The organism is Paenibacillus sp. FSL R5-0908, assembly GCF_038006245.1.
Classification (GTDB): domain Bacteria; phylum Bacillota; class Bacilli; order Paenibacillales; family Paenibacillaceae; genus Paenibacillus_AQ; species Paenibacillus_AQ odorifer.
On record NZ_JBBOUV010000001.1, the window covers coordinates 2,602,202 to 2,616,780 of the forward strand.

The 14,579-nt window shown below is 44.0% G+C and carries 15 protein-coding genes, 1 pseudogene and 1 riboswitch; of the genes and pseudogenes, 13 read left to right on the top strand and 3 right to left on the bottom strand.

The genetic code is table 11. The features are described from left to right. The first annotated feature begins 97 nt into the window (after positions 1 to 97). The 3 genes from MKZ09_RS11335 to MKZ09_RS11345 all read left to right on the top strand — a co-directional run bounded on the left by MKZ09_RS11335 (position 98) and on the right by MKZ09_RS11345 (position 3,401). Positions 98 to 1,429, top strand: a complete 1,332-nt coding sequence (locus MKZ09_RS11335; protein ID WP_282579938.1) for a DNA polymerase IV — start codon at positions 98 to 100, stop codon at positions 1,427 to 1,429. A 161-nt stretch (positions 1,430 to 1,590) separates the two neighbouring features. Continuing rightward, positions 1,591 to 1,833, top strand: coding sequence for a ferredoxin (locus tag MKZ09_RS11340; protein ID WP_076133627.1), 243 nt, complete (start codon positions 1,591 to 1,593; stop codon positions 1,831 to 1,833). Between the two features lie 134 nt (positions 1,834 to 1,967). After that, complete coding sequence (locus MKZ09_RS11345; RefSeq protein WP_076204792.1) at positions 1,968 to 3,401, top strand: L,D-transpeptidase; 1,434 nt, start codon at positions 1,968 to 1,970, stop codon at positions 3,399 to 3,401. Here MKZ09_RS11345 and MKZ09_RS11350 read toward each other — a convergent pair. Further along, positions 3,398 to 3,535: a hypothetical protein gene (locus MKZ09_RS11350; protein WP_167348489.1), complete on the bottom strand. Its 138-nt coding sequence runs from the start codon at positions 3,533 to 3,535 to the stop codon at positions 3,398 to 3,400. The genes MKZ09_RS11345 and MKZ09_RS11350 overlap by 4 nt on opposite strands. 209 nt (positions 3,536 to 3,744) lie before the next feature. Between MKZ09_RS11350 and MKZ09_RS11355 the strand changes: the two genes are divergently transcribed. The 6 genes from MKZ09_RS11355 (at position 3,745) to MKZ09_RS11380 (ending at position 9,437) form a co-directional block, all read left to right on the top strand. Further along, on the top strand, positions 3,745 to 4,839 hold the full coding sequence (locus MKZ09_RS11355; protein ID WP_076133625.1) for a quinone-dependent dihydroorotate dehydrogenase: 1,095 nt from the start codon (positions 3,745 to 3,747) through the stop codon (positions 4,837 to 4,839). Between the two features lie 34 nt (positions 4,840 to 4,873). Then, the gene (locus MKZ09_RS11360) at positions 4,874 to 5,686 is read left to right on the top strand and encodes a GTP pyrophosphokinase (protein ID WP_036689325.1); all 813 of its coding nucleotides are present in this window, start codon (positions 4,874 to 4,876) and stop codon (positions 5,684 to 5,686) included. Next, positions 5,676 to 6,125, top strand: a complete 450-nt coding sequence (locus tag MKZ09_RS11365; RefSeq protein WP_076133624.1) for a DUF309 domain-containing protein — start codon at positions 5,676 to 5,678, stop codon at positions 6,123 to 6,125. The genes MKZ09_RS11360 and MKZ09_RS11365 overlap by 11 nt, the downstream gene beginning before the upstream one ends. A 101-nt stretch (positions 6,126 to 6,226) precedes the next feature. Then, positions 6,227 to 7,747, top strand: a complete 1,521-nt coding sequence (locus MKZ09_RS11370; protein ID WP_076204788.1) for an RsmB/NOP family class I SAM-dependent RNA methyltransferase — start codon at positions 6,227 to 6,229, stop codon at positions 7,745 to 7,747. A gap of 2 nt (positions 7,748 to 7,749) precedes the next feature. Then, positions 7,750 to 8,511 carry a pseudouridine synthase gene (locus MKZ09_RS11375; RefSeq protein WP_076204785.1) on the top strand — a complete coding sequence of 254 codons (762 nt, stop codon included), beginning with the start codon at positions 7,750 to 7,752 and terminating at the stop codon, positions 8,509 to 8,511. 125 nt (positions 8,512 to 8,636) lie between these two features. Beyond that, positions 8,637 to 9,437 carry a Cof-type HAD-IIB family hydrolase gene (locus MKZ09_RS11380; RefSeq protein WP_076133621.1) on the top strand — a complete coding sequence of 267 codons (801 nt, stop codon included), beginning with the start codon at positions 8,637 to 8,639 and terminating at the stop codon, positions 9,435 to 9,437. 125 nt (positions 9,438 to 9,562) lie between these two features. Here the strand turns inward: MKZ09_RS11380 and MKZ09_RS11385 are convergent, their stop codons facing one another. Together MKZ09_RS11385 and MKZ09_RS11390 are read right to left on the bottom strand one after the other, a co-directional pair. Then, entirely contained in the window at positions 9,563 to 11,176 is a 1,614-nt protein-coding gene (locus MKZ09_RS11385) for a DUF4179 domain-containing protein (protein ID WP_076204782.1), read from the bottom strand. Then, on the bottom strand, positions 11,160 to 11,678 hold the full coding sequence (locus tag MKZ09_RS11390; RefSeq protein WP_076204779.1) for an RNA polymerase sigma factor: 519 nt from the start codon (positions 11,676 to 11,678) through the stop codon (positions 11,160 to 11,162). The genes MKZ09_RS11385 and MKZ09_RS11390 overlap by 17 nt, the downstream gene beginning before the upstream one ends. 204 nt (positions 11,679 to 11,882) lie before the next feature. Continuing rightward, positions 11,883 to 11,974, top strand: a riboswitch (cyclic di-GMP riboswitch). 249 nt (positions 11,975 to 12,223) lie between these two features. Here MKZ09_RS11390 and MKZ09_RS11395 point away from each other — a divergent pair. The 4 genes and pseudogenes from MKZ09_RS11395 (at position 12,224) to rd (ending at position 14,575) form a co-directional block, all read left to right on the top strand. Further along, positions 12,224 to 12,628 carry a hypothetical protein gene (locus MKZ09_RS11395; protein WP_341041858.1) on the top strand — a complete coding sequence of 135 codons (405 nt, stop codon included), beginning with the start codon at positions 12,224 to 12,226 and terminating at the stop codon, positions 12,626 to 12,628. After that, positions 12,618 to 13,133: pseudogene (locus MKZ09_RS11400) on the top strand (flavodoxin domain-containing protein); the annotation flags it as partial. The gene MKZ09_RS11395 and the pseudogene MKZ09_RS11400, both read left to right, overlap by 11 nt. Before the next feature lie 16 nt (positions 13,134 to 13,149). Then, the gene (locus MKZ09_RS11405) at positions 13,150 to 14,364 is read left to right on the top strand and encodes an NAD(P)/FAD-dependent oxidoreductase (RefSeq protein WP_076186683.1); all 1,215 of its coding nucleotides are present in this window, start codon (positions 13,150 to 13,152) and stop codon (positions 14,362 to 14,364) included. Between the two features lie 28 nt (positions 14,365 to 14,392). Further along, the gene (gene rd / locus MKZ09_RS11410) at positions 14,393 to 14,575 is read left to right on the top strand and encodes a rubredoxin (protein WP_076130123.1); all 183 of its coding nucleotides are present in this window, start codon (positions 14,393 to 14,395) and stop codon (positions 14,573 to 14,575) included. The last annotated feature ends 4 nt before the right edge of the window (positions 14,576 to 14,579 follow it).

A 14,579-nucleotide genomic window follows, 5' to 3' on the forward strand; every position in this document is an offset into this window, starting at 1 on the left:
AATGAATTTATATATTATAGCATTTTTACGCGGGAATGTAACAAAGAACTTTACAGCCTCTTAAGTTGACCTAACCGCAGCGGAGAGTTATTCTAAATTGGACAATAGAAAACCTGAGGATAAGAAGGTAGATATTGTGCAGAATGTTGATCAGTATTATCCAACGAGTGGCAGGGTTATCCTGCATGTCGATATGAATGCTTTTTACTGCTCTGTGCATGAGGCAGAGGACCCTGACCAATATAGAGGCAAAGCTACTGCGGTTGCGGGTAGTGTTGAATTGCGGAAAGGGATCATAGTGACTTGTTCCTACGTCGCCCGCAGAATGGGGATTTCGACGGGAATGCAGGTTCAGAAGGCGCTTCGTATTTGTCCATCGCTTATCGTTATTAAACCGGACTTCCATTTATACCGCAAATATTCTAATGCTTTTATGCAGATTGCATATAGCTATACTCCGTTACTGGAAGCAGTGTCCATCGATGAATGTTACCTTGATATAACTGGCTCCAGACAATTCGGTACACCCATGGAAATAGCGGAGACGATTCAGCGCCGTATAATGGAAGAATTGGGCTTGCCATGCTCAGTGGGGATCGCTCCCAATAAGCTGCTTGCGAAAATGGCTTCCGATTTAAAAAAGCCAAACGGCATTTCGGTGCTGCGGCTGCGGGATGTGCCTAAGATTTTATGGGACAAGCCCTGTAATGAAATGTTCGGCATTGGTGGAAAAACAGCAGAAAAGCTCCGCAAACTGGGCATTTACAGTATTGGTCAATTAGCAGCGGCTGATGAAAATATGCTGGTTGAGAATTTCGGAGTTATGGGCTCATGGCTAAAGCGTGCAGGCAACGGTATTGATCATGGGATCGTTAACCCTGAGCGGGAGCAGAGTAAGTCGATTGGCCACACCACAACATTGCCGCGGGATGTCATAGGTCTTGCTGAGGTACGACCGATTTTGTTGAATTTAAGTGATCAGGTAGCCCGGCGCTTGCGTAAGCAAGGTCTTGTTGCCTCAGGGGTGCAGCTGACGATTCGGACACCCGATATGAAGACCATAACCCGTTCGCGTCAGCTAGAGGCTCCTTCGGAGAGTGGGGAGGATATCTACAAGTCCGTCTGCGATCTATATGTTCGTCATTGGAATGGGGAGAAGCCTGTGCGGCTGCTGGGTGTGACCCTGCAGGGCTTGATTGCTAAAGAGGATTCCGCCATTCAGCTTGATTTGTTCGATTACGAACGTCAGCCTAAGAAAGAATCTCTTAACAAGACTATGGACATGCTACGTAATAAATTCGGTGAAAATGCAGTGTTGACCGCCGGGATGTTAAGCGATTCTCACTCTGCAAGGCTTCGCAATCATAAAGAACGTGGCACTTCGTTGCAAAAGGATAATCTTCTATCTGTCGAGTCTGATAAAGAGTAACAAGAACATTCTATAACATGTCAAAATAGATGCCGTAGAATGCGTCAGAAATGCAAACGTATTGAAAATCAATTGAAATTGTATTCTTTTTATATTAATATGAGAAAATATAAGACGCTGGTACAACAGCGCTGTATTGTTCAACGGGAGGCAGAGATAAAATGGCTAAGTACACTTGGGTCGAAAAAGACACTTGTATCGCTTGCGGTGCATGTGGCGCAACGGCTCCTGATATTTTTGATTACGATGATGAAGGTTTGGCTGAAGTTATTTATGAAAATGACGGAAACCACGGCATCACAGTGATTCCGGATGATTTGTTTGATGATCTCCAGGATTCTTGTGATGGATGCCCAACCGACTCTATTAAAATTGCGGATGAGCCTTTTAACAAAGAGGGCTAATTAGCCGGGATTTTGTAACTTCTAGCACAACATAAAGACATCTCCTGCGAACTTTTGTTCAGCTAGGGATGTCTTTTTTGCGATGTCTGACCGATATTAATGTAGGAAGGAATTATAAAATTTCGGAGGTTCCGATGAAAAATTCTCAGCACCTCAAAGCATATGTACAGATGCATCCAGACAATAAGATGGCATGGTACTTGCTGGGTAAGGAATACTATAAGAACGGTCAACAGGGGAAAGCTAACTATTGCTTCAATCAGGCTGGAGAAGTATATGAAGCTTTCGAGCATAGTAAGGTGCCTGCGGAAACGCTACGGGAATATGAGGAAGGGCTGCTTCAGGCAAGCCGCCAGCGGGACCGAAGGCAGCAAAGATTCCGCTACATTATGCTTGGGCTAATGCTTCTATTACTGGTTATGGTGCCATCGGCTGTGGCTCCGGGTCTAGATATTGCGGGAGATCAGGATACGGTTCAAGACACGATTACTTCTGAAGTTAAAGATCCGCTTGATCAAAAAGACGTTGAGAAGGAACCCGTTCTAGAGGCACGAAAAATGATGTATACAGCGCAAGAGAGTAGAGCTTCGGCTTCGTCAGGGAAGCTGATGGCAACTATGCTAATGCGCGAGGAACCGTTTCAAGCTGCTATTTTGGGCATGGAGCGGGAAGGGAAGTGGCTGCTGTGGAAAGAGAAGCTTCCGCTTAATTCCACACTGCAGAAGAATGGGAACGGACGGTTGGTTTACCAATCTTATGATCCAGCGGCATGTGCATGCGAACCGCCAGAGCAAGGGGAACTTGCGGTGGATGCAGCTAAGTGGCAGGGGGATCAAGAGGAGTTAGCTACCTTATGGAGTGCAATGAGGGCTTATCAGAATCATAAAGGCAAGCTTCCGGCTTCTTTGGCGGAATTGACCAGACCTTTTCCGGAAAATTGGATTGGCGGGACGACACCAGTTATGAAGCGTGAGTTCAAATCTCTAAAGGATATAGCAACTGCTAAGGCACTGGGTACACCGGAAGTTGCGGGTGAGCCTCCAAGCTCAACTGCTGAGGCGGGAATGGTCATACCGACAGCGTTAAGTGAGAGTGGAAGTAGTGGAAAGGGCGTTCCCTTTTTTGACCAGCCGCTTAGAGTGATTGTGGATAAACAAAAACACCGCTTGGCAGTAGTCAGCGGCTCTGTCATTCTACGAAATTATGAAGTAGGGCTTGGGGGAGACAAGACTCCGGAAGGCAACTTCATCATTACAGATAAAGTGGTCAATCCAAATGGTCATGATAATGGGGAGTTCGGAAGCCGCGGACTACAACTTTCAGATAGTAATTACGCTATTCATGGCACCAATGACCCAGAAAGTGTCGGCAAGGATGAATCCCTTGGCTGTATTCGGATGAGTCGAGAAGATGTGGAAGAACTATTCGCTATGATTCCAAAAGGAACAAAAGTGGTGATAAGTAAAGGGGTTCTGCCTGAAAAGCAGCTGCTGCCGGCGAAACGCTTCAACCCTGCTGCTCCGTATGATCAGACCAACCCCCACAAAGTGTACCACTGGCTGAATTAGTTCCCGGCAACTATAAACAGAACGATGATGAGAAGAATTAGTAAAGTTAAGCTTACGCCGATCCACATTAGCGCTTTACGATTAACTTCTTCTTTCTTTTGCTGCAAAGTTGGTGGTTTACGTTTAGTTGACATCCAGCATACCTTCTTTCTCTCTTAATCGCTGATTACCCCTATATTGTAATGCGTTTACAAGAAAATTACTATACTTTGGGTTAAGCTCTCTGCACACTTACAGGGTAAAATGCTTTTCTTTTGTTCAAGAAAAGGCTAAAATTAAGAAGAAACCTACAGAATCGGGTAGACACGTGGATTAGTGAAGTACCCCTTAAGGAGCGAGAACGGTGTTGTATCGTAATTTTGGTAAACCAATTTTCTTTAAGCTGGACCCTGAGAAGGCTCACCATCTCGTCATAGGTGGATTGGATAAATCATCATCAGTTCCAGGGGGAAGCGCGGCATTGCGTTTAATGTATGGCGTTCCTGAAACGGCAGATTTAGCAGTTGATCTGTTTGGCATACATTTTCCGACTCCAGTTGGACTGGCAGCAGGCTTGGATAAGAATGCCGAGGCCGTTTCTGGATTCTCTTCGATCGGATTCGGATTTATGGAAGTGGGGACGGTTACCCCTAAGGGTCAACCGGGTAATGATAGCCCGCGTTTGTTCCGTCTTCCCTCTGATGAAGCTCTGATCAATCGTATGGGCTTCAATAACGAAGGGGCTGACGCTATGGCAGAGCGTCTAAAAAAATTAAAAAATCGCAGAATTCCAATAGCAGTAAATATTGGACGGAATAAAATAACTAGTAATGAAGCGGCTCATGAAGATTATCGTCAGTGTATCCGTACGCTTTATCCGTACGGTGATTTTTTTGTGGTCAATATCAGCTCACCAAATACACCGGGGCTGCGCAGTCTCCAGCATGGCAGCGAATTAGCGTTCCTGCTAGCACAAGTAAAGGAAGAAATGGAGATTCAGCGTAAAGCCACAGGCATGAATAAGAGCTTGTTGGTTAAGATTGCTCCAGATGTAAGTGACTCTGAATTGGAGTATATGGTTCAATCACTGACAGAAGCTGGTATGGATGGTATTATTGCTACGAATACTACGTTGAACCGGGATGGACTTAGTCATGAAAAGGCTAATGAGACAGGTGGATTAAGCGGTAAGCCACTTCGTGACCGGTCAACGGAAATCATTCGTAGGATTTATCGCCAGACTGAAGGGAAGATGCCGATCATAGGTTCAGGGGGCATATTCACCAGTCAGGATGCGTATGACAAGATAAGAGCAGGCGCAAGTCTGGTCGAAATTTATACAGCACTCATCTACGAAGGACCGGAGGTTAACCGCAGGCTGCATGCCGGATTACGGCAGCTCTTACGGCGGGACGGATTCAGTCATATCTCTGAAGCAGTGGGTGCTGATCATCACTGATTGAAGGAGTCGAAAGGACAGGAGGACGAAGGCGATGGACGGCAGGGACTGGGGAACTTTTTTGCTTCCATATGAACAGACTGTGGAAGAATTGAAAGTTAAATTCAAAACAATGCGTTCGGAGTTGAAGAAAAGAGAGGAATACACGCCGATTGAATTCGTAACTGGCCGTGTAAAGCGGCTGTCAAGCATTTTGGAAAAGGCTAAGCGCCTGAATGTGAAGATGGAGGATCTGGAGACAGGCATTGAAGATATAGCCGGGATCCGGATTATGTGCCAGTTCGTGGAGGATATCCGCAGAGTGGCCGAATATATCCGGGCTCGTAAGGATCTTGAAGTCCTGTATGAGAAGGATTACATTACCAATTATAAAGAGAGCGGCTATCGCAGCTTTCATATGATTATTAAATATCCTGTGCAGACAGCTCTGGGACAAAAAATAGTGCTCGCAGAGATCCAAATTCGTACACTAGCTATGAATTTTTGGGCAACCATAGAGCACTCTCTGAATTATAAATATCGGGAAAGCTTGCCGGATGAAATGCGAGTGCGCCTGAAAACCGCAGCTGAAGCAGCCTCCATCTTGGACAGCGAAATGTCCAGTATTCGTGATGAAATCCTGGAAGCGCAAAAGACCTTCGAGGAAAACTCGAATATGACGACTCAAATTCTCAAATCTATTCATCAATTGTATTTCTATCACTTGGTGAATGAGGCTATAGATACTCAGGCTCGATTTAACGAAATATGGCAGGCTCAGGACATGGAAGCGATGAAGGAGCTTCTGGATCATGTACGGGGACTTCTCTCCGCAGCTAAAAAGGATAGTTTGCCGGATGGCTTATGATCCGTTGTACTTGGCTTATCTAGTGTACTTTAATCGTGACCGGGATTATTTCGAATGTCACGAGGTGCTCGAAGAGCTATGGCTTGCCAAGCAACGCGACCCATTGTACAAAGCACTTCTCCAAGTAGCTGTTGGGTTGTACCATTGCCGTAATAATAATATGCGTGGTGCAACGATTATGTTAAGCGGGGCTGCTGCCAAGCTGGAAGAATATTCAGCAGTGACACTCGGCATTAATTTGGCTAAGCTAGTGGTGGAAGTGAAGGATTATGTTCGCCGCATGGAGTCTGAGCAGCAGCCATTTTCTTATTATGATCTGACTATAGAAATCATTGATCAAGGTCTAGCGGATGAAGTGAACTCTGCGGCTAAGGTGATCACACCGAATAATCCTCAACGACGAGGTCCTCAAAGACCGACCTCATCTCATCGTAAATAATGATCCTCTATAAATGAGTATTGCCAAAGGGACACCCGTAAGGGTGTTCCTTGAATATTTAAACACCTAAATTTTAGCAGTACTATCAGGAGGACGGCATCATGGCGGCACAACTGCCCAGTTCTTTCAGCGAGCGTATGATGGACTTGCTGGGAACGGACTATAATCAATTTGCGGATTCGTACAAGGAGACCCCTAACGGAGGCGTTCGTGTTAATACCTTGAAAATTTCAGTGGAGAAATTGCAAGCTCTTTCCACTTTAGAGCTGGAACCCATTCCGTGGTGTCCAACCGGATTTTATACAGAGGATGGGGCCAGACCAGGTAAACATCCACATTATCACGCGGGATTGTATTACATTCAAGAGCCAAGCGCTATGGCACCTGTGGAACTACTTGATGTACAGCCAGGAGATCGTGTCCTTGATTTATGCGCTGCACCTGGGGGCAAATCCACACAGATTTCTGCCAAGCTCTCAGGAGAAGGCTTGTTGGTTACCAATGATCTTCATCCAGAGCGCACGAAAGCCTTAGCCAAAAATCTAGAGCTGTATGGGGTGCGCAACGGTATCGTACTAAACGAAAGTCCAGATCATATTGCAGCGGCATTCCCGCTTTATTTTGACAAAATCTTGATTGATGCTCCATGCTCAGGTGAAGGGATGTTCCGTAAAGACGAAGACATGGTGAAGCAGTGGGATTCAGGTACACCTGCCAAATATGCTGCCATGCAGCGGGATATTTTACGTTCTGCTGCAACAGCGTTGGCACCGGGAGGTACACTTGTCTATTCGACCTGTACATTTGCTACAGAAGAAAATGAGGAAATTATAGCGGAGTTTATTTCTGAACATCCACAGTTTTCGGTGATTACAGTTGGAGGCACTGGCTCATTTGCTCCTGGTTTTGGAGAACTATCAGGGACGGCAAGACTATGGCCGCATAAAGTAAAAGGTGAAGGACATTTCATGGCTGTGCTGCAGCATGTGGGGCCAAAGGTATCTGCGGAGGAACGTGATCAAGCCGAAGTTAAGTTGAGCGCAGTTACACGGAATACGAATAAAAAAGGCACTGATCATATTAAATCCGCAAACAAACCAGAAGCCAGACGAAGGAAAGAAGGTAAGTTCTCTAATAAATCTGCTGCTGGGGCTGAACGTGGCCGTCAAGGATCTGGAGAAGAGCAAGCCTTGGCTGCATATGGAGATTTTATAAAAGATCAGCTTGGCTGGGAGCCAAAAGGGTATCCGATTTTCTTCGGTGATCATCTGTACATCTCCCCACTACCTAAGGAAAGATTAAATGGATTAAAGGCGATTCGTCCAGGATGGTACGTAGGACATGTCCGTAACGGCAGATTTATCCCAGGACATCCAATGGCTACCGCGTTACACCCTGAAGAGAGCTGCCGAAGTGTCTCACTTTCCAGTACGAGTAATGAAGCTATTTCCTATCTTAAAGGAGAGACATTGTTGATTGGTCAAGAACGTCTCTCTATTAAAATAGGAACTACCCAAAAAGGATACGTTCTGGTCTGCATAGATGGTTATAGTGCAGGCTGGGGGAAGTGGCAGGACGGTGTGCTCAAGAATGAATATCCCGCAGGCTGGAGGTGGATGTAAGAATGAGCCTATCAGGGAAAACTGCAAAAAAGCAGCGTTTAGATAAAGTATTGTCCCATATGGGGGTAGGATCCCGCAGCGATATTCGTAAACAAGCAAAGCAAGGTTTAATTACCGTGAATGGTGCAGTCGTCAAGGATAGTGGATTTCATGTAGACCCTTATCACGATAAAATTGTGGTTGGCGGCGAGCTTGTTACCTATCGCGAATTTATTTATCTTATGATGAATAAGCCACCGAGAGTCCTCTCGGCAACAGAGGACAAGCGGGATCGGACCGTTCTGGATCTTTTAAAACAGGAATATGTACAGTTTGAACCTTTTCCTGTAGGAAGGTTAGATAAGGACACAGTAGGGCTGCTTCTGCTCACCAATGATGGAAAGCTTGCTCACGAGCTACTATCGCCACGCAAGCATGTCCCTAAGACGTATGAAGCTACAGTTGAGGGAGACGTAGATGCAGACGATGTAGCGGCTTTTGCGGCAGGTGTCGAGCTGGAAGATGGATATGTTACTTTACCTGCACAGCTAACTATATTGGGAAGAGAACGCGGCAGTAAAGTAATCTCACATATTTCGCTGATCATCACAGAAGGAAAGTTTCACCAGGTGAAGCGAATGTTCCAAGCTGTCGGCAAAAAAGTCACTTTTCTGAAACGAGTATCTATGGGAGAATTGAAGCTGGATGAAAGCCTGCCACTGGGAGCTAGTCGTGAACTTACGCTAGAGGAACTGGCACTCTTAAGTACAGAAGCATCAGAATAATAATATATAGAAAAAATGGTATATAAATTGAATTTGGAAACTTGGGATAGCAGTTGCGACTGAAACTTAACTCAAATAGCCAGGTTCAATATATATAGAAAAAGAAAGACAAGGATGGTGGGAGTATGAGATACAAACTGATTGCACTAGATGTAGATGGTACACTGTTGAATGATGATCACCACTTGAGCGCTGAGAATAAAGAAGCCATTGCTGAGGTTACGCGTCTTGGCGGGCAAATCGTGTTATGTACCGGCCGCAGTCCGCAGAACTCGATTCCTTTCATGGAGGAAATGGGATTATCTGGTTATGTGTTGGGTCATAACGGAGCTGCTACGGTTCGTGTGAAAGATCGGGAAGTGCTGCACCAATACGGTATGGATGCTCGTGGTCTTGACCCTTATATTGATTATTGTAGAAAGCATGATATTCATTATGATGTGAATACGGCTTTTGATATGTATGTAGATAATGTAGAAAACCTGACCAAAGAAGCCAATTATATGTATGAACACTTCCGTATCGTACCGGCTACACTGCCTGCATGGGAAGATTTCCGTGAACCGGTTGTTAAGTTTACTGTATTTACACAATCAGAAATCCTTGACGAAGCTGAACGTGAATGGCGTACTTGGACCCATGAGTACAATATTTTGCGCAGTGGTGAATTTTTCGTTGATTTGATGCATCCGGAAGCCTCCAAGGGCAACGCCTTGAAGAATCTGGCTGTGAAGCTGGGAATTCCGCAAGAGGAAGTTCTTTCGATCGGTAATTATTTTAATGATATTTCTATGCTTACATACGCGGGTATGGGTGTTGCGATGGATAATTCTCCGGTTGAGGTCAAAGCGGCAGCGAATGCTGTAACGGGGTCTAACAACGAGCATGGTGTGCGAGATGCGCTGGTTAAATATTGTTTATCTTAATTATGGAAAGCATAAAGCGGACTTGAGTCCGTTCTATGCTTTTTTTGTTGTGAAGGAAATAAAAGAGATACATAAACAGAATTGATTCTATTAAAAATAATCCGCCCTTAGATTAACTTCCTGTATTAAAGTTTAATTTCCTCGTTCCGGCTAGGATCGCTATATTTATAGATACCAGGGTTCAGTTCGATTTTTTCGTCGAAAGGGATATCTTTGTAGTTATCAATATTAGTTCCTGTAGATATCATGCCCTTAGGTGTAATTTCTGGCACAACTTCTTTGCCATTAATCCATAACGTAGTTTGGTTAACGCTTTTGAAGCCAGAAGATTTGGATGTTGATTCGACAATCAAATTTTCCCCCTCAGTATAGTAAGTGAATTCAATTTTTAACCCATCGACATCAAGTGAAGTGAACTGCTTTTCTTCTTTAGGTTTGTTTATAGTGATCCAATTCTTAGTAGTATCACGTTTCTCAATGACAGCATCCTTTAATATAAGTTTCATTGGAACATCGGACCAGTCGTTATACCATTCCGGAGATTCGAATTGAAATAAATGCTGGTAGCTTTCGGAATGATCTCCCTTCAAATTCCAACCCCCAGTGATTGTTTGATCACCTATAACCAACTGAGCGGTATTATAGTGGACAATTCCTTTTTTAAGAGAATCATTTTCATCTATTAGAATTTGGATATCCAAAGGGGTAACGACTAGCTGATCTAAGGTTATACCGGTCTTTTCTTGAAATTCAGGATTGTTATACAGTTTCTTAGTGTAAATCGCCTCACTTGCTTTTTGTCCATCTGCTTTAAAATCGAACTTCCACGTACCTGAAAATCGTTTCGCTTCTTCAATGTAACTAAAATGAAGACTAGCTTCCTTCCAATCTGATTCAGTTATATTGAAAACCTGTTCAATAAATAAATCCGATCCTTCGTTAGGCATGATGGTTGGAATTGCTTCATTCTCTTGACCACCAGTACTAACTACCAAATGGGGGTTACCCCGTCCTAAGTCAGATGGTGATGCAGCGACTTTGTAACGGATAATGGTTTGATTGGAAACATGTCGAACGGATTCGATTTGAATGCTTGGATATTGCTTAACTCCAGTATCGATAGTTTCCCCTGCTTTATGATTAGATTGTAAGGGAATATTCCGATCACGGTAAAAAATGAGATTCCGAGCTTCAAACCTGTAGTCCTTTTTATCATCCTTTAATGTATCAGGTGTCTCATATACTCCAATGAGTTTCTGGCTTTCAGGATCGTATTCTAAATAACCGTATACCTTTGCCTTGGCACCGGATTCACTAGTCATGAGGTTTTCCTCTGTAGCAAATCCAGTATATTGGGATAGATCAGAGTTAGTATCAAGTGATAACAGCATTTTCATTTTTTCTCCATCAGTTACAACACCGTTCAAATTCATTGTTACTCCTGAACTGGAAGTTTGAAGATTATACTGTTGACCGATGCCGTTATTTAATGCATTGCTCACACTTCGACCACCAATTTTATCCCAATTAATCGTCATACTAGCGAATACAGGAATGGCTACAAGTAAGAGGCAAGAGAAGACAATACTGATAGGAACAACCTTTTTATTAGACCTAGGAGTATTCTGGGAGGCATACAGATTTCTTTGACGTTTATATGCTTCTTGTTCTATGGCAGTCCACATCAAATCATAATCCGGTCGGGGAATATGTTTATCTTTTTCAAGATAGAGACTCATTACTATTCAGCTCCTTTAGTTGGGTTCCACCCATTCTATTTAGTATTTTAAGTCCCTTGTTCAGTCTGGATTTTACAGTTCCTTCGGGTATGCTCATAACTTTAGAGATCTCGGGTACAGTCAATTCGTTGATAAAACGAAGGACTACTACCATTCTGATTTTGTCGGGAAGCTGACTGTATAACCCTTGTAATTCTTTTTTAGTTTCTTGTCGATCCAAACGTTTTTCTACAGGGTTTGATTCCTCAGACCTGGATAGTAAATAATTACGTACTTCTTTCATCCACCCCGTCTTACGCCTTTTGATCACACTGTTGCACTCATTTGAAGCTATTCGTAAAATCCAAGATTTCAAGTTTCTTACCTTCGACTTATCCGCTAAGATAACTTTTACAAATACCTCTTGGGAAATATCCTCCGCATCTGCCTGATTTTTCATTAAGTAGTAACAAAAATAATATACTTGTTCTTTATAGAGCTCGAAAATTTCCCGGTCACTCATTTTGCTGCACCCCCTGTCTTTGCTGTTCTCATTAATAAGACTTATAAGCGTATGTAATCGTTCATTTTTCATTTTGATTGTAGTATTTCTTCTGAGTATCATAGCGAATTCGAATGGAAGATAAGTCGTTTACAGGTAATTATAACCATGATAAAATTAGCGGTGGGACATGCGTCCGTAATCTAATTAAAACTAATTGAATGTCCGCGTTAAAGGTAAAATCATCGAAAGATGATGACACAAAGCCATGGGTCTAAAGCCTTTCGACAGAAGGAAATGATCGCCAGGCCGCCATAGGGATGTCTTATGAAGCATAAAGGATTGCTCTAAGAATATGTAGTCTATTTTGAGCTCTTTTATTATTTCGACCTATACGGCGTTACATTATCACAAGGGGCCGAAAGGGGAAGTACATGAACAGTTTTTTCAAAACAATAGGTACTAGTTTGGCAGTAGGTGCTTTATTGCTGTCCGGAACGATCGGATGGATGTCTAATCCTGGAGTCGTGTCTGCAGCTACAACATCAGCAGTAACTGCGGATCAAATGATCAGCAAAGTAACAGCAGCCTCCAAAGCAATAAAGAATTTCCATCTGGATGTGACCAAAAAACAGGATATTCAAAGCGGCGGGGTGCGTGTCAGCAACACCAACACTCTGAAGCTGGATATCAGCCGTCTGCCGAATTTTGCCGCAGCAGGCACTGTCGCTAGCAGTCTTTTAGAAACATCTTACAGCTTGTATGCTAACGATAAGGAGTTTTACTATCTTGTAGATGGAAGTGAGCTTATCGATGAATCTGAAGACGATTCTTCAGGTTACGACGATGACGGGGAGCCGATCGATCCTGATGCACAGTATTGGCTTGGACTGGAGAAAACGGAATGGGAGGCCTTTTACTCTAAAGGCCAATACGATCCTGTTTCCATGCTTGATTCGGTTGAGCCGTGAAACGACGCAAGGAAAAAAGGCAACCATCGTATATACCACCATCAAAAACAGTACCAAGAAGATGGCCAAAATCATACAGGATTGCTTGCAGGAAAATAATATAGAGACAGAGGTCTGGGATGCAGATAAAAGTAGTGCCACTGATATTCTGAACAGCATAACGTCAGCGGACGCGGTCTTTATTGGCAGCTCCACTAAATACGCGGACATGATTGGGAACCTGGAGAACATTCTGAAAGAATTGCACAATATGAATCTGGAAGGTAAACTTGCTGCAGCCTTTGGCTCCTACGGCTGGAGTGGTGAAGCCATTGAAGTCATTCAGGATTATCTGAATGGAACAAACATGACGGTGCAAAGCACATCTGAGGTTATTAAAACCACGGGGATGACACATGTAGAGTTCCCTGTACGAATCAGATTTTCCCCGAAAGAGCCTGAGAAAGTTCAAAAAATTAAAAATGCGGCTGAATTTGTTTCGGATTTGCTGCTGAGTTCATTTTAGGGAGGAGGAACATAGGATGACAAAACATTACGTTATTGTTGGCGGAGGAGTAGCCGCCGTCCATGCCGCCAAAGCCATCCGTGATCAAGACGCAGAATCGGAAATTTCGATCCTAGGGGAGGAAAGTCAACTGCCCTATAACCGGATTAAGCTGACCAAAGGGCTGTTTACCGACCTGCACAGTGAGAAGGTGCTGATTAAAAAGGAAAAATGGTACCGCGATAACCGTATCTCCGTAAAAACCTCGACCCGAATCCGTTCTGTCCACCCGGACCGGCAAATAGTTGTGACAGAAGATGGGCAGAGTGTTTCTTATCATAAGCTTTTATTGTGTATGGGAGCGAAGAATCGTGCACTCTCCCTTGAGGGCTTCGCCCTGAACAATGTTCATACCCTCCGGGATATGAACGACGCGGACAGATTGAAAGAAAACCTGCAGGATGGCAGCCATGTAGCCGTAATCGGTGGGGGAGTGCAGGGAATCGAAACCGCTTGGGCGCTGCATGAAGCTGGATATCAGGTAACGGTGATCGAAGCTTTTCACCGGTTGATGGGCAGACAGCTTGATGAGAAATCCTCACAGCTCCTTAAAGAGAACCTTGAACAAGCAGGTGTGAAGGTTATTCTTCGAGCTGATGTAGCGTCTATAACAGGAACTGAGTATGTTACCGGAATTACGCTGCACGACCAATCTCATTTTTCCTGTGACCATGTAGTCTACTCTATTGGTATTGTACCGAATACGAAACTGGTAAGTGGCTCGAATATTCAAGTCCGGCAGGGCATTATCGTAAATGAACAAATGCAAACAAATGATCCGCATGTGTATGCAGCCGGAGATGTGGCTGAAATTAACGGGCATGTGGAAGGACTGTGGGGCGGAGCGATTGAGCAGGGCAGGATTGCCGGCAGTAATATGGTCGCCAATCTGACGGCGTATCGTAGAGCTGTTCCGGTTACCTTGTTTACCGCCTTTGGTATCTCTTTATTTTCGATAGGCAACGTGGATGAACAGTGTTGCGATACGGCGGTAAGCGGAGATGACAATGGGGCGTATACGCGTATCTATGTGAAAGATAACACAATGATCGGTGCGATATCCTGGCAAGGTGCAGCTGCTTCTCTGGGGTATAAAACCGCTGTTGAGTATGGCATCTCCCTTGAGGGGATCGATGTTAACGGGAGTAGCATCGAGGAGATTATGGCTGAAGTACAAACCAGGTTGAACTAAACTATTAACTTTTTAGGAGATGATAAAGATGAAAAAATACATTTGTCTACCCTGTGGTTATATCTATGATCCGGCATTAGGCGATCCCGATGAGGATGTTGTTGCAGGCACTGCATTTGAAGACTTGCCTGAAGATTGGGTCTGTCCGGTATGCGGTGAAGATACCAGTCATTTTGCGCCGGTTGAAGACAAAAAAACTTCTGTATCCTAAAGGA